A 22,230-nucleotide genomic window follows, 5' to 3' on the forward strand; every position below is an offset into this window, starting at 1 on the left:
GGCATCGGCGCCCCGTTGCCCGATATTCTTATAACGAATTGACGCAATAACAAGAGACCCCTACTGAAGGAGAGCTTATGTCTCGCAACACCCTGAACACGCTGAAGGACTTCCCGCTGGCAGCGGGTGCGTCCGGCCAGTTCTATTCGCTGCCGGCGCTGGGCGAAAGCCTGGGCGTGAACCTGTCGCGCCTGCCGGTGTCGATCCGTATCGTCCTAGAGTCCGTGCTGCGTAACTGCGACGGCAAGAAGGTCACCGAAGAACACGTCCGCCAGGTGGCGAACTGGAGCGCGACCGCCGAGCGCACCGACGAGATTCCTTTCGTCGTTGCCCGCGTCGTGCTGCAGGACTTCACCGGCGTGCCGCTGCTGGCCGACCTGGCCGCGATGCGCAACGTCGCCGCCCGCAATGGCGCCGATCCGAAGAAGATCGAGCCACTGGTGCCGGTCGACCTGGTCGTCGACCACTCGGTCACCATCGACCACTTCCGCGAGCCGGGCGCGCTCGACCTGAACATGAAACTGGAATTCCAGCGCAACAACGAGCGCTACCAATTCATGAAGTGGGGCATGCAGGCTTTCGACACCTTCGGCGTCGTGCCTCCGGGCTTCGGCATCGTCCACCAGGTCAACCTCGAGTACCTGGCGCGCGGCGTCATGAAGCAAGGCGAGACCTACTACCCTGACACCCTGGTCGGCACCGACTCGCACACCACCATGATCAACGGCGTCGGCGTAGTCGGCTGGGGCGTGGGTGGCATCGAAGCCGAAGCCGGCATGCTGGGCCAGCCGGTCTATTTCCTGACCCCGGACGTTATCGGCGTCAACCTGACCGGCAAGCTGCGCGAAGGCTGCACCGCGACCGACCTGGTGCTGACCATCACCGAACTGCTGCGTAAAGAGAAAGTCGTCGGCAAGTTCGTCGAATTCTTTGGTGCGGGCACCCGTTCGCTGTCGACCACCGACCGCGCCACCATCGGCAACATGGCGCCTGAATACGGCGCGACCATGGGCTTCTTCCCTGTGGACGAAGCCACCGTCGACTACTTCCGCGGCACCGGCCGTACCGAAGAAGAACTGACCGCCTTCGAGAACTACTACAAGGCCCAGGGCATGTTCGGCATCCCGCAAGAAGGCGAGATCGACTACACCCGCATCGTGCACCTCGACCTGTCGACCGTGACGCCATCGCTGGCCGGCCCGAAGCGTCCGCAAGACCGTATCGAACTGGGCAACGTGAAGAACAACTTCACCGAGTTGTTCAGCAAACCTACTACTGAAAATGGCTTTAACAAGGCGCCTGAAGACCTGTCGAAGGTCTACGAGACGACCAACGGCGTGCGCGTGAAAAACGGCGACATCCTGATCGCCGCCATCACCTCGTGCACCAACACCTCGAACCCGAGCGTGCTGCTGGCCGCCGGCCTGCTGGCCAAGAAAGCCGTCGAGCGCGGCCTGACGGTTGCTCCGCACATCAAGTCCTCGCTGGCCCCTGGCTCGCGCGTCGTCACCGAGTACCTGACCGCCGCCGGCCTGCTGCCTTACCTGGAAAAGCTGGGCTTCGGCGTGACCGCCTATGGCTGCACCACCTGCATCGGCAATGCCGGCGACCTGACCCCGGAACTGAACGCCGCGATTGTCCAGAACGACATCGTCGCGTCGGCCGTCCTGTCGGGCAACCGTAACTTCGAAGCACGTATCCACCCGAACATCCGTTCGAACTTCCTGGCCTCGCCACCGCTGGTCGTCGCTTACGCGATCGCCGGCAACATGACGCGCGACCTGATGACCGAGCCAGTCGGCAAGGACAGCAATGGCGTCGACGTCTACCTGGGCGACATCTGGCCGTCGAGCCAGGAAGTGGGCGAACTGATGCGCTTCGCGATGAACTCGGAAGTCTTCAAGAAGAACTACGCCGACGTCAAGGGCAACCCGGGCGAGTTGTGGGAACGCGTGTCGTCGACCGAAGGGCAAGTGTACAACTGGCCTGAGTCGACCTACATCGCCGAACCGCCGTTCTTCAGCGACTTCGAAATGACCCCGAAAGCAGCTGCCACCGGCATCACCGGCGCCCGTGCGCTGGGCGTGTTCGGCGACTCGATCACGACCGACCACATCTCGCCAGCCGGTTCCATCAAGGAAGACGGTCCAGCGGGCAAGTGGCTGAAGGATCACGGCGTGCTCAAGGCCGACTTCAACTCCTACGGCTCGCGCCGCGGCAACCACGAGATCATGATGCGCGGCACCTTTGCCAACGTGCGTATCAAAAACAAGATGATCCCGGCCAAGGCAGACGGTTCGGCAGTCGAAGGCGGCATCACGATCCACCAGCCATCCGGCGAACAGATGTCGATCTACGACGCGGCCATGCAATACGTGGCGGCGGGCACCCCGACCATGGTGTTCGGCGGCGAAGAGTACGGCACCGGCTCGTCGCGCGACTGGGCAGCCAAGGGCACCCAACTGCTGGGCGTGAAGGCGGTCGTCGTGCGTTCGTACGAGCGCATCCACCGCTCGAACCTGGTCGGCATGGGCGTGCTGCCGCTGCAGTTCATCGGCACCGACAGCGTCGAAACCCTGGGCATCACCGGCAAGGAAACCTTCGACCTGAAGGGCCTGGAAGGCGAGATCAAGCCGCAACAGCTGGCCACCCTGGTCATTCACCGCGAAAACGGCGAATCGCAGGAAGTGCAAGTGCTGCTGCGTATCGACACCCCGATCGAAGTCGACTACTACAAGCATGGCGGCATCCTGCCGTTCGTGCTGCGCCAGCTGCTGGCTGCGTAAATGTCGAAGGCCCGCCTCGCGGCGGGCTGGTGAAGACAAAGGGCTGGAACCTTCACGGGTTCCAGCCCTTTTTTTATTCATCGTTCCCGTTCGCAGCAGGACGTAGGGTGGGCGGGTCCCTGCGGGGCCGCCGAGGCCCACGCGTTCAACCCGCTCCAGAAACCTCGCGTCGCTGCAAGGTAGATCAGGCCACGAAAAGCACCTCGTGCCAACCGCAATCAGAAAAACCACCCATAAGGAAAACCATAGCGCCAGACAGTGAACAATTGCGATGACCCTTCAATCCCGCAGATGTCGAGCGCGCGTTCCAGATAGAACAGCATGCGGTCGCGCTCCTCCGACTCGATCGTCGTGAACCCTGCGAGCGCCCGCTTGAAATGGCCAAGCACGACCGCACGGCGCGGATGCGCCGGCAGGTCGTCGATCAGCGCCTGGATCACATTGTCTGCCACCAATTGTGCAGCGGCGCGTTGCGCTTCGTTACGCGCGCCCGGGTAGAAGCTCGCCGCATCGGGTCCGAACTTGTGCTCCCGCTTCAACTCGTCCAGGCGCGCCAGCATGGCCGGCGTGACGTTCAGGCGGTGGTCTCCCAGGAAGGTTGGCCATAGATAGAAACTGAGTCCGGAGACGCCGGCGGCAACGATGGCGGCAACCAGGATGACGATCATGGCCAGGTACTTCATGCAGGTAGCAACTCCTCGTTCATATGCGAGCAAATGGCCGGCCATCCTCGCATGGATCGGTTATCGAAGCAACAACCCCCGTGGCCTTGCCCGGCCTGGCAGAAGCACAGATGGTTCACGCACCCGGGCTCCCCATGCATACAAAATTTTGCTTGAAAATTCGTCAATAATCTGGAGAATGGAAGAGACAACCTGGGGGTGTCCATGCGTACAACAGCAACTCTTGCGATCGCTTCGATAATGACCCTGCTGCTCAGCTGGCAGCACCTGCACGGCGGCGTGCCGGCGCACCACCTGCTGGCCGATCCGGGCTTGCCGGCGCTGTCGAACTGGTGGGGCCTGCTGACGCTGCCGCTGCTGGCGTGGTTTCTCCTCGGCCGCGTCGAACGCCGGCGCCAGGCCCGGCCACACGCCGCGCATGGCGATTTCGCCGCCTTCACGGGCGCGCTAGTGTTCGGCGCCGTGCTGTCGCTGCTGTTCACGGCCGGGCAAAGCACCGCGACCGAAAACATGGTGCAAGGGCTGGCCCTGCTCGCGCTGTTCTATCCGATCCACCGCGCCGCCTGCGTGCTCGGCTTCGTGGTCGGCATGACCTGGACCTTCGGGGCGGTGCTGCCGATGATCGCGGCGGCCATCTTCGCGGCGGCTGGCGCAGCGATTTATTATGGCGTGCGTTTCATTTACTCGCGGGCGCTGGTGCTGCGCCGCTAAACGCCCTCATCGAATACCTCGCGCGGCGGATGGCGTTGCGCGTATCACCGCGTGGACGGCGGAGCCGTCCACCCTACCCTCTCGGTCGACCTGTAGGGTGGGCGCCCCGTGCCCACGCGTGAAGTCTGCATCGTGTTGGCTGGGTCTTTCTTAAAACGAAGCCAATACGGTGCGACGTTTACGCGTGGGCACGGGGCGCCCACCCTACTTTCCTTCGCTCCAATTTAACGATACGTCCAACCGGTGTGCATCACACCTCCGCCCACATCCGCAGCAGGTTGTGATAATGCCCCGTCAGCCCGACCGTCGCCTCCGATTCGCCATGCGCCGTGCGCAGCGCCTGGATATGGGTGTCGAGCTCGAACAGCATGGCGCGTTTGGCGTCGTCGCGCACCATGCTCTGGGTCCAGAGAAAGGAGGCGATGCGTTCGCCGCCCGTGACCGGCAGCACTTGATGCACGCTGCCCGACGGATAGACGATGGCGTCGCCCGCCGGCAGTTTCACCTCATGGGTGCCATAGGCATCGACCACCACCAGTTCGCCGCCTTCGTATTCGTCCGGTTCGCTCAGGAAAACCGTGGTCGAGACGTCGGCGCGGATCGCCGGCAGCCCAGGGCGCTGGGCGCGGATGGCGCCGTCGACGTGCAGGCCGTAGTGTTCGCCGCCGCCATAGCTGTTGAAGTAGGGCGCCAGGATGCGCAGCGGCAGCACGCTGGAAAAGAACAGCGGGTGCGCCATCAGGGCGGCGCTGACGATCTGGCCGAGCTCGACGGCGAGCGGCGACCCTTCCGCCAGCTGGCGGTTGCGCTTGACTTGCGCGCCCTGGGGGCCGACGCTGGCGCGGCCGTCGATCCAGTCGGTCGCCGCCAGACGCGCGCGCATCTGTGCGACTTGTTCGGGGCTGAGTACGCCGGGGATGTGCAGCATCATGGCATCAAGCCTTTTCAATAAAGCACGGCCCTCCCCGCTTCAAGCAAGGAGGGCCGTGCGAAACATATCTGCGTGTTTAGAACTTCAGGTTGGCAGTCAGGCTCGCCGAGCGGCCGGCGCCCACACCCGCATAATGCGGCGACGAGACGCGGTCGAAGTACAGCTTGTCGCCCAGGTTCTGGACGTTCAGCTGGAACGAGACGTTCTTGTTCAGGTTATAGCTGGCCATCGCATCGAAACGGGTATAGCTCGGCGCGTACTTGGTATTGTTGACGTTGGCGTAGACCTTGTCGACATAGTTCATGCCGATGCCGGCGCTGAATTCCTTGTTGAACGCGTACGAAGTCCAGAGCGAGGCGCTGTGCTTCGGCGTGGTCGGGAACACGTTGCCGTTGAACGGCGACGCTTCGTAGCGCGGCGCACCCGCGGTGCCGACGTTGACGAAGCCGTTGTCAGCCACGATCGCGTCGAGCCAGGTATAGCCGCCGAACACTTGCCAGGCATTGGTCAGCTTGCCCGAGAAGCCCAGTTCCAGGCCTTTCAGTTCGCGGCGGCCGACGTTTTGCGTGGTGCCGTCCGGCGCGGTGACGCGGGCATTGTTCATCTCGCTCTTGAACAGGGCGGCATTGAGCGACAGGCGGCTGCTCAGAACTTCCCACTTGGTGCCGAGTTCAAAGTTTTTGCTTTCCTGCGGCTGCAAATTTTGCACGGCCACCGTCAGCGCGTCGAAGCCGTCGCCGGCATCGTTGCCCGGCGGCGTGGCCGAGGTGGCATACGAGACGTAGACGCTGCCGTTGGCGCTCGGCTTGTAGACCAGGCCAGCCTGGTAGGTGGTGAAACTGGTGTCGACGCGGGCGTTGGTGGCGGCCGTGGCGCCGTTCGCCGCCGTGTGGAGTTGGGTCTTGAACTCGTCCCAGCGCACGCCCAGGTTCAGCATCCACTGCGGATTGAATTCGATGGTGTCGAAGCCGTAGACGGCGCGGGTGTTGGTCTTGACGTCGGTGCGCGCCGGCGACACGCTGCGGGTGTAGACCCACGGGTCGTACGGATTCGGGTTGACGGCCGTGGTGCAGTTGTACAGCGTGGTTGCACCCGAGGTCGGGCAGGTGAAGGTGCCGGTCAGCGGGTTGTTGGTGCCGGGCGCGAACAGGTACGAGGAACGCTCGGTCTGCTCGCGGCTGATCTCGACGCCGACGTTGTAGCTGTGCTTGACGGCGCCCGTGCCCAGCTTGCCGGTGAGGCTGGTAGCGTTGGCCATCGTCTCGGTATCGGTGACGCGGGTGTTGGCGCGGCGCCAGACGGTGCCGAACAGGACCGCATTGCCCTTCGAATCGTCGGGCTGGGTCCAGACGAAGTCGTTCTTCGACTTGCCGTAGCGAGTGACGTTACGCAGCACCAGGTTGTTGCCGAAGTCGTGGCGCAGGTCGATCGTGCCGATGTCGGTTTCGGTGTCGCGGAAGTCGCGGTTCACCAGGCCATAGAAGGTGTCGCGCGGAACGTCGATCGGGGTGCCGTTGCCGTTGCGCGGGACGTTGACGCCGCTGGCGAACGGATTGTTGAACGGGATGCCGGTGTCCGGGATCTCGCTCGACTCCATGTGGTAGTAGCTGAGGATGGCTTTCGTCGGGCCGGTCATGCCGAAGGTGATCGTCGGCGCGATGCCCCAGCGGTCGCCACCGACGACGTCGCGGCCGGCCACGTCCGCCTCGTGTGCCATCACGTTCAGGCGGAAGGCGGCATTGTTGCCCAGCGTGCGGTTGATGTCGCCGGTGACGCGGCGGTACTTGTCGGTGCCGAGGCCAATGCTGGCGTTGTTGAAATTCTCCAGCTGGGCCGATTTGCTCACCAGGTTGATGCCGCCGCCCGCCGACGAACGGCCGCCGTAGGCCGAGTTCGGCCCCTTGACCACTTCGACCTGCTCGAGGTTGAAGATTTCGCGCGATTGCGAACCCGAGTCGCGGATGCCGTCGACATAGGTGTCGGTCTGGGCGTTGTAGCCGCGGATGAAGACGTTGTCGCCGACCGGGTTGCCGCCCTCGCCCGCGCCGATGGTGATGCCGGGTACGGTGCGTAGGGCGTCGGTCAGGGTCACGGCCGCCGTTTGCGAGAGCACTTCCTGGGGGATGACGGTGACGGCTTTCGGCGTGTCCAGCAGGGGCGCGGTGAACTTGTCCGAGCTCGACACCACCGGCGCCTGCACGTCGCGGCGGGCGGTGCCGGTGACTTCCACTTTCGCGACCGGCTGCTGCTGGTCGACCTCCGCATTGCCGCCGTCGGCCAGCGCCAGCGGCGCGGCCAGCGTGGCCAGCACCGCGAGCGCGGAACCAGTCAATACCGGCGCGGCGGCGCGCGCGTGCTTGCGGCTGCGGATGAAGGAGGTGCTCTGGACTGCCGGGCGGATCGTGGTCATGGTCATCGGTAAGAGGGTTTGCCAGTCCGGTCACGCCTGTCGTTACCCAAGGCGAAACCGTAGAATTAATGAGAACGATTCGTATTATGATTTTTATTGATTGATCTGGCAAGTATCGATGGGCTCAATCGCCCACGGCATGCGCTGCGGCAGCTTGAATGTCCGCTTGGCACCACAATGTAAGGGGAGTGTCCCTGGCCGTTGTGTTCATGGCATGTGGCCGAATCAACTACAATACCGGGGATAAGGGTTTATCATGACCTCTTGGCACTTCGATCCTGCCCTTCGATCCTCACCTATTTACAAGAGACTCTCCAGCGTATGCGTCGTCCTTCCAAAGATTCATCCAACAAACTTTCCGCAGAAAGCCAGCGTCTCTCGAGCATTTCCCAGGCCATCGTGCAGTCCGCCAGCCGCGTCGAAGAACGCACCTGGGAACGCCAGCTCGATGCGCAGCTGCAGAAACTGCTCAAGACCAACCACCAGGAAAGCATCGACGCCGCACTCAACGCCCTGTTCAAGGACGACCTGGCTGCCTACGACGTGCTGATGGATGGCGTCGAAGCCGTGAGCGAATCGTCGACGATGGTCGAGCAGGCCAACGACGGCGCCGAAGTCACCTGGCAAGCCCTGCTGGTAGCAGCGCCGATCCTGGCCTGGACGCGCTTTTCGATCGGCTCGGGCACGATCCCGGCGGAACTGCTGACCACCCTGTCGGCCCACTTCTCGGCGCACTTGCTGGCCGAAGGCACGCAGATGGCGATGGCGCCGACCCTGTACGCGATCGACCAGTTGCCGCGCACCCATGCCGAAACCTATGGCCTGACCCACAAGCTGGCGCAGGCCGCGCACAAGGGTACGAGCGTCAAGCCGGCCGTGCGCACGCCGGAAACGGCCCCCTTCCTGGCCGACACGCGCTACCTGCTGGTGGCGCTGGTCGCGCCGGTCGGTGCGCCGCTGTTCCGCTGGCAGGAGCCGCAGCACCAGATCGATTTCGAAAAGGAACGCACGAACGCCCTCGAAGCCTGGCGCGAGCAGGCTACCGCCAACGTGGCGCGCCTGCTGCCGGGCTGCGGCGTCGAACTGCTGCTGCCGGAAGCATATTACGTGGCCTGCCGCGAAGCCGACAAGGCGATCCGCCCGGTCTCGATCCGCGCCGCCGTGCACTATCTGACCAATACGCTGGACGTCGAGGCATCGGACTTGCGCGCCGTGGTCGCCGGCTTCGGCGAAGAAGCGGCCGACGGCCAGATCGACGAATACCGCGTCGGCTTCACCCTGCGCCAGAGCGCGGAAGTCGTGTACGGCATCGTCTGGCCGCTGTACGGCCAGGAAGACGAGGAAGGCACGCCGATGGAAGGCCCCGCAGGCGGCCTGCTGCCGGCGCCGCTGAGCCCGATCGACGAGATCACGGCGCACCTGAACGAAGCGGGCGTCACCCACATCAAACGCATCAATGAACTGTATGTCGCCGAGTATTGCGACGATTGCGGCTCGCCGCTGTTTGCCGACCCGACCGGTGAACTGGTGCATGCAGAGATGCCGGAAGATACGCCGGCGGGTAGCGAGCATTTCCACTGATCGGTTTGGCTTTATTCATGAAAAACGGCGCTGAATAAGCGCCGTTTTTTATGAAAGATCTTACTGAGTCAACGAAATGGATGTTGGCTTCGATGGCGGCGCAACCGTTTCTGTAGGGTGGGCGCCCCGTGCCCACGCGGTTACGATCATGTGCTTGCACCCCAAACGATCAGACGCCCGTGACGCGTGGGCACAGGGCGCCTACCCTACAACGGCCAAACGATACGTTCAGCGAATCGCCCCGATCACCCGCTTGCCGAATTCGGCCACATTGCCGCCATGCCAGCGCCAGACGAGCACCAGGTCGTGCTCCGGCGACACCAGGATCGTATTGCTGCCCGCCCCCAGCGCGGCAAAGGCCGTGTCCGGCATGCCCGGCAGGTTCTTGCCCTTGGTATTGAGCCACCACAGATAACCGTAATCCGGCCCATGCGCACTCGGGGTCAAGGCTTGCTTGACATAATTGCCTGGAATAACCTGGCGGCCATTCCAGGCGCCGCCGCGCAGCCACAGGTAGCCGAAGCGCGCCATGTCCCAGGAATTGATCCACATGCCGCCGCCCCAGCGCGTGCCGCCGCTGACCGACGGCACTTGCTTGCCGTTCAGCTCGACATAGCTGTTGTTGTACGGGACCCATTTCCAGGTGTTCGAGGCGCCGATGACATCCATCACCTCTTCCTGGAACACTTGCGGCACCGGTTTGTCGAACACGCGCAGCAGCGACAGCGCCAAGCGGTTGATGCGCACGTCGTTGTATTCGTAGAAGCTGCCCGGCGCGCCCAGCGTGCGCGGCTTGCGTTCGCCGGCGCCGAATTGCTCCTTGCCGATGAAGTCGGCATTCTTGCCCCACAGGCTGCCTTCCCATTCGGTTTCCTGCTGCAGGTGGTGCTTCCACGTTACCTGCGCATTGCGCGGCGAAGCATAGCCGCCGTCGTTGACGCGCTTGCCGACCGGTTCGTCGAGCTTGCCGATGCGCCCGTCCCTCTGGGCCACGCCGGCCACGGTCGAGAGCATGCTTTTCGCCACCGAATAAGTCGGGTCGACAAAGGCGGTGTCGCCGAATTCGGCCACGACATAGCCTTTGTAGATGACCAGGCCGTTGGTGCGCGCGCGGCGCGTCGGCATGGAACCGAGGCGGCTGCCGAAGGTCGCTTCCTGATCGGAGAAATCGACGGCGCGTGCGGTTTCATTGTTCTGCGCATACTGGATGGCGGCAGCCAGTGCCGCCGCGTCCATGCCGAGTTCGGCGGGTGCCTTGCGCGCCCAATCGCCGGCTGGCGGGAAATAAGCAGACTGCGAAGGAGCCGCCGGTGCAGCGCTGACGCCAGCGCCGGCAAACAGCGCAAACGCGCCAAAGACGAGCGCGCTACGGCGGGACATGCTGATGCTCATGCGCTGTCTTTCCACGAAGAGTACGGATTGCGGATCAGGTTGGAATTGAAATAGCGGGCGTCGTGCGTGACTTCGGCCCCCACCCAGTCGGGCTTGTCGAAGGCTTCGTCCTCGCTGGCCAGCTCGATTTCGGCCACGACCAGCCCGGCATTCGCGCCCAGGAACTCGTCGACTTCCCAGGTATGCGCGCCGACGGCAATGCGGCGGCGGTATTTCTCGACCAGCGGCGGCTGGCACAGCGTATCGAGCAGTTCGGCCGCCTCGTTCACGGGAATCGGATACTCCCACTCGCCGCGCGTGGCGCCCTGGCTCCTGCCCTTGATGGTGAGAAACGCCGCGTCACCCTGGATGCGCACGCGCACCACGCGCGCCGGGTCGGCGCTCAGGTAGCCCTGGCGCAGCAGGACCGGCTGGCCCTGCGTGCGCCAGCCCTCGCCTTGCAGCAGGAACTTGCGCTCAATCTCAACGCCCATGCGCGACGCCCATCAATCCAGCGATTGCAGAATCGGCTGCAGCAAGGCCGCGCCCAAGGCCGCGCTGCGGGCGCCGTTCCAGCCGGTATAGCTGTTGGGCAGGTTGGCGTTGTCCTTGAATGGCATTTCCAGCGTCAGCGACAGGCATTTGAAGGTGTGGCCGATGTATTTCGAGGCCAGCGTCAGCAGTTCTTCGTTGTACTTGCTGGCCGCATAGCCGTACACGTTCTGGAAGTCGGGGCTGGCCGCCATGTACTGGTCGACGAAAGCCTTCTGGCGCGCGGCGCGTTCGGGCGTGAAATCGGCCAGCATCTCGTTGCCCGCCACGAAGTTGTACGGCAGTGCTTCGTCGCCATGGATGTCGAAGAACATGTCGACCCCTAGCTCGTGGATCTTGTCCTTCACGCACAGCACTTCCGGGCTGCGCTCGGGCGATGGCGTCATCCACTCGCGGTTCAGGTTGGCGCCGGCGGCATTGGTGCGCAGGTTGCCGCGCACCGAGCCGTCCGGGTTCATGTTCGGCACGATGTAGAACACGGCGCGCTGCAGCAGTTTGGTGGCGATCGGATTGGCGTCGTCGAGCAGCGCATCCATCAAGCCTTCGACATACCATTCGGCCATGGTTTCGCCCGGATGCTGGCGCGCGATGACCCAGATCTTTTTCTCGGCTGCCGGGTTGCCGATGATCACCAGGTTCATGTCGCGGCCGTCGATCGTGGTGCCGATGTCATGCACGCGTGCGATCGGGTTTTCGGCCACTTCGCCCAGCAAGCGCAGGTGGCGCTCCCAGGTGTAGGGTTCGAAATAGGCGTAGTAGATGCTGTCGAGCTCGGGCGTGTGCTCGACGGTCATCACTTGGCCGTCGAAACTGGTCGGCACACGGAACCAGTTCTCGGTGTCGTAGCTGGCGGCAACCTGGTAATCCTCGAAACCCTTCGGATAGGTGGCCTGGCCGGCGTTCAGGAAGCGGATCGTGCTGGCCTGGCCACGTGCGCCCTGCAGGCGGAAGTGGAACCACTGGTGGATGTCGGCGTTGTTGTCGCGGCGCAGGTTCAGGTCGATCTGTTGCGCGCTGTCCGCCTGCACCACCTCGATGGCGCCCGAATCGAAATGCTGACTGATTTTAATGGGCATGGCTGATCCTTTATGGGCTGTTCGCGAAGTGGAGAATATTACCGGAATTGCCTGAGCGGTTCGTATGCAGCCCCTCGTGCAGAACAGGAGGCCGCATTGGCAAACGGAAGATTATGCGTCGAGGTCGATCAGGTCGCGGCTGTAATGGCCCATGATCTGGCGCATCAGTTCAACGTTGCTGCGGTCGAGGACGAAGACCATGTTCGGGCCGCGCTCGAGGTTGAACGCCATGCGCAGCTTGCCCGGCAGTTCGCGGCAGTTCAGCGTCAGCGCGCGCGGGTTGGCGGGATTGTCCCAGTCCTGCTGGGTGATCTGGGGCGACGGCGCCGCCGGCGGCTGCAGGGCCGGATCCTGGTTGACCGGCATGTGCTTCAACAGCCAGAACACGATCGAGGCCGGAATATGCAGGCAGACTTCGCTTGCGCCTTCCGTGGAGAACTTGGCGAGCAGCGAATTGCCGACGCGATCGCATGACATGGACATGCTCTTTACTTGACGAATGACCGCTTCTTTCACCACGATGTTCCCTCGAGAGTTGTTTAAAAAGGCGCAGCGATTCTACCCCAAATTAGTATGGCTCCGGAAAGAAAACGGGGAGCAAGCGCTCCCCGTAAATAATCCGTGTTGCCGCACGCTGTGCCGGCCGCAGCCGGCCCGGTGCCCGGCAAGCCGCTTACTCTTTCGAGCTGCGGCCGCCGCTCTTCGAGGAGCTGCGCGAGCTGCTGCCCGAACCGGCGCTGGCCGATTGACGGTTACCGTGGCTCATGCTGCCGGCGCGGCGTGCTTCCTCGGAAGTGAATTCGTGCGCGGTACCCTTCTGGTGGGCTGCCTTGCCACCCTGGCTGGCGATTTCGCGCTGGCGCTGTGGGTCCATCGATGCGAAACCGCGGTTGCGGGTGCCGCCCGCGCTTTGGCTGTTGGATTGATTACCGCCCTGCTTGTTACCCTGGTTACTCGAAGCCATGATTGTGTTCTCCCTGTTCACTTATAAAACCGCCGCGTCCTGCGGCAGGCTTGGCCCTCACACATTTGCGCTAACGCAGATGAGCGAACGTCGAATTCATAGTAGGCATGCGAATTAGATGAGGGTATAGGACATTTTCAGATGACTTTGTAGGACTACAGGCGACAGAAAATGCACTTACGAAATTGACTGCTTTTGATCACTTTTCCCATCAGTATTCGTCCTACACACTACCGCTGCGTCTTCCTATACTGAACCTGCGTGCTGGCGCGCATCATGGCAAGATTGGGCGGTGCCGACGGACCCTCTGTCGAGATAGTCCCGCCAGCAAAATCGTTTTTGAAAGGAAATGACATGGACGCGAACCAACGCAGCGAAATGAACAACCAGACGAATAACGGCGGCAACGAGAAGTGGAATGCCAACGCCAAGGGCAAGACCGCGCCCGACGCGCCGCTCGACCATACGTATCCGCAAGGCGCCGTGCAACAGCAGGGGCGCCAGGGCGTCGACCAGATGGGCACCCAGCAAAGCGGCATGGGACCTGGGCAATTTGCCGAGGACAGCAGCCGCTGGGACTTGCCGGGCGGCTCGATGCAAACCCAGCAGAGCGGCGGCAGCGGCCCACAGCAAGGCCTTACCGACAGCCATCAGCGCCAGATGGAGCAGCGTTCCGGCGCCTATGGCCAGCTCGAACAGCCGGTGGGCGGCCATCGCCCGGCTGACAGCGGCACCGACCTGCTTCGCCACGAAGGCGCGCATGCGGGCAATACGCAAGCGGGCTCGCGCATGAATCCGCAGGATCCGCGCCAGCCCGAGCTGCAGGGCGGCTCGCTCGGCCATCACCACGGCGCCGGCCAGTCTATGCAATCGGGCATTGGCCAGGAATCCACGGGGCGGACCCAGGACAATCCCGCCGGTAGTGCGAGCACCGACCGCGCCGGTTCGCAAACCGGCGAAGCCGGCCGCGAGGCAGGCACCGAAGATGCCGACATGCACCAGTCGAACGACAGCATGGGCGGCTTGCCGCGCAGCCCGGGCAACTCGGGTCCGCGCGGCGACAACCCGGGCTGGAAGCCGGGTGGGAGCATGGCGCAGGATCCGGACGGCGTGCACGAGTCGAACGATGCCGCCGGCGGCTATCCGAAGAGCCCGGCCGGCGCCAACCGCCTGGCGGGCGACCGCAAGATGGATGACGACACCGGATTTTCGCGCGGGTGATCGGATTATTCTGATTTAACCTCTATTGTCCCGGCAGCGTACAGGCGCTGCCGGCGTATTCTTCTCAAACCCGATGCCCGCCTTGCGCGGGCTTTTTTTCGTCTCCTTTATCTGCAGCCGACTGCGCTTGGCTGCAGGACCAGTCCTACACTTATAAAGCAATGTTTTATAAGCGCCGCACGGTTTTCCGGTCTATGCATGCGCTCTTTTGCCAGCTTCGCTTGATCCAGATTGAGCGCACGCGACGGTGCAGGAACTCGACCGTTCGTCACGCAATCGAACCACTCTCATCAGGAAAGCAACCCCGTTCAACCCACCGGAGAGCAGCATGCCAGGTATGACCTCAGGTACGACATCAAGGACAGCCTCTGGCACGATCGAATTATCGGTCGTGGTGCCGACCAGCGGACGGATGGACCTGCTCGACCGCTGCCTCGATGCCCTCACCCGCCAGACCCTGCCCGCCAGCGCCTACGAAGTCATCATCGTCGACGACGAACCCAACCACAACACGCTGCACCTGGTGGCCGGTTGGCGCGCCCGTACCCTGGAGCGCGGGCCGCGCCTGGTCTATCTGCCCAATTCCAACCGCCATGGCCCGGCCGCCGCGCGCAACCTAGGCTGGCGCAGCGCGCAGGGAGCGATCATTGCCTTTACCGACGAAGATGCGGTCCCCGCGGCGTCCTGGCTGGCCCAGGGACTGGACGCCTTTGACGACGACGTCGACGTGCTGTGCGGCCGCCTCGACATGCGCGTGCCCGCGCGCTTCGCCAGCGCCGGCCACGCCCCACCCGCGGCCGAGGCCGAAACCCTGAGCATCGCCAACTGCTTTTGCCGCAGGAGCCTGCTCGAGCGGCTCGAAGGCTTCGACGAACGCTTCGAGCAGGCCACGCATTGCGACGCCGACCTGCACTTCCGCCTGCTCGCGCTCGATGCGCGCATCGTGCACGCCCCCGACGCGCTGGTGCTGCTGCCGATGCAGCCGGCGCCCTGGGGCGCAAGCCTGGGCCGTACGCGCGCGGCCGTGTTCGACGCCCTGCTCTACAAAAAACATCCGCAGCTGTACCGCGAGCGCGTCGCCGCCTCGCCGCCCTGGGATTACTACCTGGCCTCCATCACGCTGCTGGCCTGGCTCGCGGGCCTGCTGGCCGGTAACACGGTGCTCGCGCTCGTTGCCGGCCTGCTCTGGCTGGCGCTCACCGCGCGGCTGTGCCTGCAGCGCCTGCGCGGCGCCGCGCACAGCGCATCGCAAGTGGCCGACGTCGTCGTCACCTCGGCCCTGATCCCGCCCCTGGCCGTGTTCTGGCGCCTGGCCGGGGCCATCCGCTACCGCGTCCGCTTCACCTGAGGTTGCCATGCGCCGACTCAAGATCCTTACCTGGCACACGCGCGGCAGTTATTTGTATTACCTGTCGCAGGCGCCGCACGATTTTTTCGTGCTGCCGGCGCCCGGCCGCCCCGACGTTCGCGACTATCCCTGGGGCGGCAACGTGCACCACCTGCCGGCCGCGGCGGCGCGCGCGCGACAATTCGACTGTATCCTGTTCCAGGACCGGCACGCGTGGCAGGAAGACCAGTTCGCCGTACTGACGCCAGCCCAGCGCGCCCTGCCGCGCATCTACCTCGAACACGAGGCGCCACCCGGCTATCCGATCGATAAGGAAGGCATGGCGCATCCCGTCGACGACCCGGGCGTGCTGCTGGTGCATGTTTCGCCATTCAATGCGCTGATGTGGAACAGCCGGCGCACGCCGGTGCGCGTGATCGAGCATGGTGTCATCGTGCCGGAATCGGTGCGTTACCTCGGCACGCTCGAGCGCGGCCTGGTCATCGCCAACCACCTGCAGCGCCGCGGCCGGGGCATGGGCCTCGACCTGTTCCTGCGGGGGCGCGTCGCGTTGCCGCTCGACCTGGCCGGCAGCGCGTCCGACGCGTTGGGAGGCCTGGGCGAGGTGCCGCATGCGCAGTTGCCGGCCCTTGCGGCGCGCTACCGCTTCCTGTTCAGCCCGCGCCGCCACGATAGCCTCGGCCTGGGCGTGATCGAAGCCATGATGGCCGGCGTGCCGGTGGTGGCGCTGGCGACGGGCGAGCTGACGACCGTGATCGACGACGGCGCCAACGGCTTCATCGACACGCGCCTCGAGCGCCTGTCCGATTGCATGCGCGACCTGCTGCGCAGCCCCTCGCTGGCACGCGAACTCGGCCAGGCGGCCCGGCGCCGCGCCCAGGAACGCTTTTCGATCGAGCGCTTCAGCGCCGACTGGGATGCCGCCTTGCGCGAAGTTACCGGGGGCGTTACAAGCAGCGGGAGCGGCGCATGAAACTGAACGAAGCCTTGCTGCGCGCGGTGCCCGTCGCCCGGCCCGCGCACCTTGCCCTGATCAGCGAGCATGCCGCGCCGCTGTCCGCGCCGGGAAAGGCCGAGCACGCGGGCCAGGACGTGTACGTTGCCAGCCTCGCGCACGAACTGGCGCTGGCGGGCGTGCACGTCGACATTTTTACGCGCCGCAGCGCGCCGGCGCAGAAGCAGGTGGTGCCGCTGGGCGACAAGGTACAGGTGATCCACGTACCGGCAGGTCCCCCGTATCCGCTGCCGAAAGAACAGCTGTTGCCCTACATGGACCGCTTCGCGCGCTTCGTGATCCGCTTCGCCCGGCGCCTGCCCGCCCCCTATGACATCGTGCATGCGAACTTCTTCATGTCCGGCATGGTTGCCCAGCAACTCAAGCTGGCGCTCGGCATTCCGTATGTGATCACCTTTCACGCACTCAGCGCCGCACGCCGCCAGGGGGCCTTGGACGCCTTCCCGCCCGAGCGCAGCCGCATCGAGAGCGCCCTGATGCGCGAGGCCGACCGTGTCATTGCCCAATGCGCGCAAGACCGGCTCGACATGGAACAGCTGTACGGCGCCGACCCGCAGCGCATCACCGTCGCGCCGCGCGGCTTCGACCCGAACGAACTGTGGCCGCTGCCGCGGCTGGCCGCGCGCGCCCAGCTGGGCCTGGCCCCGGGACGCTTCACCGTGCTGCACCTGGGGCGCCTGGCGCCGCGCAAGGGCATCGACACCGCGTTCCAGGGCCTGGCGATGCTGCGCGAGCGGCACCGCATCGATGCCGACCTGGTCGTCGTCGGCGCCGACGATGGCAGGGAAGACCGTGGCGAAGGCGCCGAACTCGCGCGCCTGAAAGGGCTCGCGCACCAGCTCGGCATCGGTGCGCACGTACGTTTCGCCGGCCAGCAGCCGCGCGCCGCCCTGCGCCTGTGGTACGGCGCCGCCGACGTCTTCGTCAGCACACCCTGGTACGAGCCCTTCGGCATCACCCCGGTCGAGGCGATGGCCTGCGCGCGGCCGGTGATCGGCGCCGAGGTCGGCGGCATCAAGAGCACGGTCGTGGACGGCCTCACCGGCTTCCTGATTCCCTCGCGCGACCCGCGTGCACTGGCCGAACGCCTGGCCCTCCTCCATGCCGACCCGGCGCTGGGCAGGCGGATGGGCGAGGAAGGCTTGCTGCGCGCCTGGCGCCACTACACCTGGCGCGCCGTCGCCCGGCAAGCCTGCGCGGTGTACGCGACGGTACTCGACGAAACGCAGCCCGGCATGGCGTCGGGCTTCACCCCTTTTTAGGAAGACATGAACATGGTGGTTTCCGCATGAAAGCAATTTTTCTCGACAAGGACGGCGCATTGGTCGACAACCTGCCGCAGGACGCGGAAAGGCGCGCAGAACGACGCCTGGAACCGCGCCGCATTCGCCTCAGCAGCGGCGCCGGCCCGGCCCTGCGCCTGCTGGCCCGGCTCGACTACCGTTTTTTTGTCGTCTGCAACCAGGCATGCATTGCCCAGGGACGCTTGCCGGAAGCCGCGATGCATGGCGTGAGCGACCGCCTGACCGACCTGCTGTTTCGCGAAAACCTCAGCCTCGACGGCTTTTATTATTGCCCGCACGATCCGCTCGGCAGCGTCGCGCCGTATGCCGTCGAATGCCATTGCCGCAAGCCCCTGCCCGGCCTGCTATTGAAGGCTTCGTTCGAGCACGGCATCGACCTGCGTGCCTCCTGGATGATCGGCAACGTCCTGCACGACGTCGAGGCCGGCAACCGTGCCGGTTGCCGCACCGTGCTGCTCGACAATGGCGTCGAAACCGAATGGCGGCTCGGGCCGCGCCGTATCCCCACCCGCATGGCGCCCGACCTGTATGCCGCCGCCGTCCTGATCGCCGGCCACCAGCAGGCACCTGATAACGACGATAAGAATGACCATGAGCATGACCACTGAATGGAACGCTGCGGCGCACCTGCTGTGCGTGCAGCTGGGCTCGCCCGGCGACGTCCTGCTGTGTACGCCAGCGCTGCGCGCATTGCGCGCGCAATGTCCGGACCGCAAGGTGACCTTGCTCGCCTCGCCTTCCGGCGCCACAGTCGGCCCGTATCTGCCCGACGTCGATGCCGTGCTTTCCTACGAAGCCCCGTGGATGAAAAACGGCATGGCAGCGCCGCTGTCCGCACACCTCGACTGGATCGCCACGCTCGCCGCGCAGCGCTTCGACGGCGCCGTCATTTTCACAGACCGCAACGCCAGCGCCCTGCCCGCCGCCCTGCTATGCCGGCTGGCCGATATTCCCCTGCGGGCTGCCTGGTGCCGCGACGACCCATCCGGACTGCTGACGCACTGGATCGCCGACCCGGAGCCGGGCGCCATGCTGCGCCACCCGGTGCAGCGCCAGCTCGACCTGGTGCGCCGCCTCGGCGCCGAAATCGCCGACGAGCGGCTTGCGTTCGTGCCGACGCAGCCAGACCTGGCGCGCATGCGCACGCGCCTGCAGGCGGCCGGCATCGATCCGGCAGGCCGCTGGCTGGTACTGCACCTCGGCGCCGGCGCCCAGGCCAGGCGCTGGCCGCAGCATCGGTGGAGCGAACTGATCCGTGCGCTGCATGAACGCATCGCTTGCCCGCTGGTGCTGGCCGGTGGTGCCCGCGACACGGCGCTGATCGACGCGCTCGCGCTTCCGCCGGGTGCGCGCGTTCATTCGCTCGCCGGCCAGTTGGGCATTGGCGAACTGGGCGCCCTGCTGGCCCAGGCCTCGCTGCTGCTCGGCGCCGATCAGGGAGCGGCACTGCTGGCCGCAGCGGTTGGCACACCGGTCGTGCATCTGGGTGCATCGCCGGACCCGCAGCATCCGCCGTGGCGAGTGCCCGGCCGCGTGCTGAACCACGCGATGGAAAGACCCGATGGCCAGGGCGCCCGTCATCACGAGGACACGGACGGGCCAGCGCCGGCGCAGGTAGCCGATGCAGTCAGCAGCCTCCTCAAACAGACGGAAAGCGATCGTATTCGAGCGGCAATACGCGGATAAAAACAAAAAGGCCAATCCGAAGATTGGCCTTTCCGTTTGATTCTTTGGTCGGGGCGAGAGGATTCGAACCTCCGACCCCGTGCACCCCATGCACGTACGCTACCAGGCTGCGCTACGCCCCGACTAGTCAGCAATTATACCTGAGGCCGAAAATTTTTCTCAGTTTTTTGTGATGGCTAAGACAAGTGTCGAGGCGCCGGCGGAAGGAACCAATCGGGGGCCGCCAACGCGCACAGCCTACTTCCAGTCCCCGCGCAGCACCCTCACCTGCTCGTGCAGGTACTCCGGCGTCGCTTCCTGCGGCTTGACCGGCATGCCCACCGCCAGCGCCAGCTTCGAGCGCCAGCCGCGCGAGAACGAACGCTCGAACAGGTTGCCCGGATCGCGCGTAAACACGCTGCCCCACAGGCCGCGCAGCGCCATCGGGATCACCGGCACCTTGCTGCGCTCGACGATTTTTGCGACGCCGCCGCGGAATTCGTTCATCTCGCCCGTCGTCGTCAGTTTGCCTTCCGGGAAGATGCAGACCAGGTCGCCCTGGTGCAGCGCTTCGGCGATGTCGACATAGGCGCGCTCCATCATGAACGGGTCTTCCTTGGCAGGGGCGATCGGAATCGCTTTCGCGGTGCGGAAGATCCAGCCCAGGAACGGCGTCTTGAAGATGCGGTGGTCCATCACGAAGCGGATCGGGCGCGGGCTGGCGGCGCCGATGACGATCGCGTCGACGTAGCTGACGTGGTTACAGACCAGCACCGCCGGCCCTTCGTCGGGAATGCGCTCGACGTCGACCGTGTTGACGCGGTGGATGGTGTGGATCAGCAGCCAGGCCAGGAAGCGCATCAGGAATTCCGGCACCAGCGAGAAGATGTAGACCGCCACCGCGGCGTTCAGCAGGGCGGTAACGAGGAACATTTCCGGGATCGAGAAGCCCTGCCCCAGCAGCAGGATGGCGACGCCGGCGGCGGCCACCATGAACAGGGCGTTCAGGATGTTCATGCCGGCGATCGTGCGCGAGACGTGCTTCGGGTCGCAGCGGGTCTGGATCAGCGCGAACAGCGGCACGATGAACAGACCGCCGAAGATGCCGATCAGGATCAGGTCGGCCAGGATGCGCAGCGCGCCCGGCTGGGCCACCAGGGCAAAGGCGTCGACGGTGGCCGTGTTGGTGTAGGCCATGCTGGCGAAATACAGGTCGATGCCGAACAGCGACAGGCCGATCGAACCGAAAGGGACGAGGCCGATCTCGACCTTGCGGCCGGACAGCTTTTCGCACAGCAGCGAGCCGACGCCGATACCGAGCGAAAACACGGTCAGCAGCAGCACGAACACGCTGTGGTCGCCATGCAGGTAATCCTTGGCATACACCGGGAATTGCGACAGTACCAGGGCGCCATAGAACCAGAACCAGGAATTGCCCAGCATCGACAGGAACACGGTGCGGTTGCCGCTCGAGAAGCGCAGGTTGCGTACCGATTCGGTGACGAAGTTGTAGTTGATCTTGAGCTCCGGCGCCGGCGGCGGCGAGGCCGGGATGCGCCAGCTGGCGGCCAGGCCGATCAGCGCCATCAGCAGGCTGGCGCCGGCGACGAGTTCGATGCCGAAGGGTTTATGGGCGACCAGCAAGGCGCCCGCCACTTCGCCCAGCAGGATGCCGACAAAGGTGCCCATTTCGACCACGCCATTGCCGCCGACCAGTTCTTCCGATTTCAGATGCTGCGGCAGGTAAGCGTATTTCACCGGCCCGAACAGCGTCGAATGCACGCCCATGCCGACCACGGCCGCGATCAACAGCCACAGGGTATGCGTCAGCCAGCCGATGCCGGCCACCAGCATGATGACCACTTCGAGCAGTTTCACAAAGCGCGCCAGCCTGCCCTTCTCGACCTTGTCGGCGATCTGGCCGGCGGTGGCGGAAAACACCACGTAGGGCAGGATGAACAGGCCGGGAATCAGGTTGTTCAACAACCCAGGGTCGAGCGTGGTCCAGGACAGGGCATCGTAGGTCAGGGCGACCAGCAGCGCGGTCTTGAACAGGTTGTCGTTGAAGGCGCCGAGGAACTGGGTCCAGAAAAACGGCGCGAAGCGGCGCTGCGACAACAGGGAAAATTGGCTCGACTGGCTCATGAACGTGGCCCGTGGTGGAGAGATGCGTAATTTACAACAGGGAGGAGCGCGCTACAATCTTTATGTTGCTTTAAATCATCAGGGTGCGATGCTAGCGCAAAGTATCGCGCGGCGAGACGAACGGTAGCAGGAAACGAACCTTTATCGATTTCTCGATGTTGTTCGTAAAAGCAATTGGAGTGAGCGCAGGAAACCCGGTTGATGGACCGCAAAGGTGAAGTGTCGACTGCTTGTTGTGCAGCGCAGCGTGAGTAGAATGCTTGGATGAATTCGCACAAGCTCCCCACCATCCTGCGCGGCGCGCCTGACGCGCCCTGCGACGATATCGAGCACGCGCTGCTCGACCTCACCACCGCTTCGCTCGACGACGAGGACGGCATGCCCGCCCCCACCGTCGACGAGTTTGCCCTCGAATTCCTGGTCGAGTGTAGTCGCCCGCCCGGTGCGGGCGGGCACAGGATGTAGAT

19 protein-coding genes and 1 tRNA gene are annotated in these 22,230 nt (G+C 64.5%); 10 read left to right on the plus strand and 10 right to left on the minus strand.

Annotation, left to right across the window (positions count from 1 at the left end; all coding sequences use genetic code 11):
- The first annotated feature begins 77 nt into the window (after nucleotides 1-77).
- The gene (gene acnA, locus IFT60_RS06580; RefSeq protein ID WP_192050793.1) at nucleotides 78-2,786 is read left to right on the plus strand and encodes an aconitate hydratase AcnA; all 2,709 of its coding nucleotides are present in this window, start codon (nucleotides 78-80) and stop codon (nucleotides 2,784-2,786) included.
- A 218-nt stretch (nucleotides 2,787-3,004) separates the two neighbouring features.
- On the opposite strand, the gene IFT60_RS06585 is transcribed toward acnA, so the two are convergent.
- Nucleotides 3,005-3,454, minus strand: coding sequence for a DUF4844 domain-containing protein (locus IFT60_RS06585; RefSeq protein ID WP_197986239.1), 450 nt, complete (start codon nucleotides 3,452-3,454; stop codon nucleotides 3,005-3,007).
- A gap of 255 nt (nucleotides 3,455-3,709) precedes the next feature.
- Here IFT60_RS06585 and IFT60_RS06590 point away from each other — a divergent pair, with 255 nt between their 5' ends.
- The gene (locus tag IFT60_RS06590) at nucleotides 3,710-4,180 is read left to right on the plus strand and encodes a hypothetical protein (RefSeq protein WP_192050798.1); all 471 of its coding nucleotides are present in this window, start codon (nucleotides 3,710-3,712) and stop codon (nucleotides 4,178-4,180) included.
- Between the two features lie 250 nt (nucleotides 4,181-4,430).
- On the opposite strand, the gene IFT60_RS06595 is transcribed toward IFT60_RS06590, so the two are convergent.
- On the minus strand, nucleotides 4,431-5,111 hold the full coding sequence (locus IFT60_RS06595; RefSeq protein WP_192050801.1) for a Fe2+-dependent dioxygenase: 681 nt from the start codon (nucleotides 5,109-5,111) through the stop codon (nucleotides 4,431-4,433).
- A gap of 76 nt (nucleotides 5,112-5,187) precedes the next feature.
- Nucleotides 5,188-7,521: a TonB-dependent receptor gene (locus IFT60_RS06600; protein WP_192050804.1), complete on the minus strand. Its 2,334-nt coding sequence runs from the start codon at nucleotides 7,519-7,521 to the stop codon at nucleotides 5,188-5,190.
- A 321-nt stretch (nucleotides 7,522-7,842) separates the two neighbouring features.
- Here IFT60_RS06600 and IFT60_RS06605 point away from each other — a divergent pair, with 321 nt between their 5' ends.
- Complete coding sequence (locus IFT60_RS06605) at nucleotides 7,843-9,102, plus strand: DUF2863 family protein (protein ID WP_192050806.1); 1,260 nt, start codon at nucleotides 7,843-7,845, stop codon at nucleotides 9,100-9,102.
- Between the two features lie 228 nt (nucleotides 9,103-9,330).
- Here IFT60_RS06605 and IFT60_RS06610 read toward each other — a convergent pair whose 3' ends face one another.
- The 5 genes from IFT60_RS06610 to IFT60_RS06630 all read right to left on the minus strand — a co-directional run bounded on the left by IFT60_RS06610 (nucleotide 9,331) and on the right by IFT60_RS06630 (nucleotide 13,065).
- Entirely contained in the window at nucleotides 9,331-10,482 is a 1,152-nt protein-coding gene (locus IFT60_RS06610) for a serine hydrolase domain-containing protein (RefSeq protein ID WP_229510718.1), read from the minus strand.
- 8 nt (nucleotides 10,483-10,490) lie between these two features.
- Nucleotides 10,491-10,967, minus strand: coding sequence for a CYTH domain-containing protein (locus IFT60_RS06615; RefSeq protein ID WP_192050811.1), 477 nt, complete (start codon nucleotides 10,965-10,967; stop codon nucleotides 10,491-10,493).
- A 12-nt stretch (nucleotides 10,968-10,979) separates the two neighbouring features.
- A complete protein-coding gene (locus IFT60_RS06620) occupies nucleotides 10,980-12,101 on the minus strand; it encodes a M14 family metallopeptidase (protein WP_192050813.1) in 1,122 nt (373 codons plus the stop codon).
- A 111-nt stretch (nucleotides 12,102-12,212) separates the two neighbouring features.
- Nucleotides 12,213-12,578, minus strand: coding sequence for a hypothetical protein (locus tag IFT60_RS06625; protein WP_192050816.1), 366 nt, complete (start codon nucleotides 12,576-12,578; stop codon nucleotides 12,213-12,215).
- A 196-nt stretch (nucleotides 12,579-12,774) separates the two neighbouring features.
- The gene (locus IFT60_RS06630) at nucleotides 12,775-13,065 is read right to left on the minus strand and encodes a KGG domain-containing protein (RefSeq protein WP_056333040.1); all 291 of its coding nucleotides are present in this window, start codon (nucleotides 13,063-13,065) and stop codon (nucleotides 12,775-12,777) included.
- 354 nt (nucleotides 13,066-13,419) lie between these two features.
- Here IFT60_RS06630 and IFT60_RS06635 point away from each other — a divergent pair, with 354 nt between their 5' ends.
- The 6 genes from IFT60_RS06635 to IFT60_RS06660 all read left to right on the plus strand — a co-directional run bounded on the left by IFT60_RS06635 (nucleotide 13,420) and on the right by IFT60_RS06660 (nucleotide 19,639).
- A complete protein-coding gene (locus IFT60_RS06635; RefSeq protein ID WP_192050819.1) occupies nucleotides 13,420-14,286 on the plus strand; it encodes a hypothetical protein in 867 nt (288 codons plus the stop codon).
- 391 nt (nucleotides 14,287-14,677) lie between these two features.
- On the plus strand, nucleotides 14,678-15,634 hold the full coding sequence (locus IFT60_RS06640) for a glycosyltransferase family 2 protein (RefSeq protein ID WP_374011015.1): 957 nt from the start codon (nucleotides 14,678-14,680) through the stop codon (nucleotides 15,632-15,634).
- A gap of 7 nt (nucleotides 15,635-15,641) precedes the next feature.
- Nucleotides 15,642-16,607 (plus strand): glycosyltransferase family 4 protein, encoded by a 966-nt coding sequence (locus IFT60_RS06645; protein ID WP_192050824.1) that lies wholly within the window; start codon nucleotides 15,642-15,644, stop codon nucleotides 16,605-16,607.
- Complete coding sequence (locus tag IFT60_RS06650) at nucleotides 16,604-17,911, plus strand: glycosyltransferase (RefSeq protein ID WP_192050826.1); 1,308 nt, start codon at nucleotides 16,604-16,606, stop codon at nucleotides 17,909-17,911. The genes IFT60_RS06645 and IFT60_RS06650 overlap by 4 nt, the downstream gene beginning before the upstream one ends.
- A gap of 26 nt (nucleotides 17,912-17,937) precedes the next feature.
- Nucleotides 17,938-18,561: a D-glycero-alpha-D-manno-heptose-1,7-bisphosphate 7-phosphatase gene (locus tag IFT60_RS06655; RefSeq protein WP_192050829.1), complete on the plus strand. Its 624-nt coding sequence runs from the start codon at nucleotides 17,938-17,940 to the stop codon at nucleotides 18,559-18,561.
- Nucleotides 18,545-19,639 carry a glycosyltransferase family 9 protein gene (locus IFT60_RS06660; RefSeq protein WP_192050831.1) on the plus strand — a complete coding sequence of 365 codons (1,095 nt, stop codon included), beginning with the start codon at nucleotides 18,545-18,547 and terminating at the stop codon, nucleotides 19,637-19,639. The genes IFT60_RS06655 and IFT60_RS06660 overlap by 17 nt, the downstream gene beginning before the upstream one ends.
- A 45-nt stretch (nucleotides 19,640-19,684) precedes the next feature.
- On the opposite strand, the gene IFT60_RS06665 is transcribed toward IFT60_RS06660, so the two are convergent.
- Nucleotides 19,685-19,761, minus strand: a tRNA-Pro gene (locus IFT60_RS06665).
- A gap of 115 nt (nucleotides 19,762-19,876) precedes the next feature.
- Nucleotides 19,877-21,763 carry an MFS transporter gene (locus IFT60_RS06670; RefSeq protein ID WP_192050833.1) on the minus strand — a complete coding sequence of 629 codons (1,887 nt, stop codon included), beginning with the start codon at nucleotides 21,761-21,763 and terminating at the stop codon, nucleotides 19,877-19,879.
- Between the two features lie 264 nt (nucleotides 21,764-22,027).
- Here IFT60_RS06670 and IFT60_RS06675 point away from each other — a divergent pair, with 264 nt between their 5' ends.
- On the plus strand, nucleotides 22,028-22,228 hold the full coding sequence (locus IFT60_RS06675; RefSeq protein WP_192050836.1) for a hypothetical protein: 201 nt from the start codon (nucleotides 22,028-22,030) through the stop codon (nucleotides 22,226-22,228).
- The last annotated feature ends 2 nt before the right edge of the window (nucleotides 22,229-22,230 follow it).

It is taken from the genome of Massilia sp. CFBP 13721 (assembly GCF_014842025.1).
Classification (GTDB): domain Bacteria; phylum Pseudomonadota; class Gammaproteobacteria; order Burkholderiales; family Burkholderiaceae_D; genus Telluria.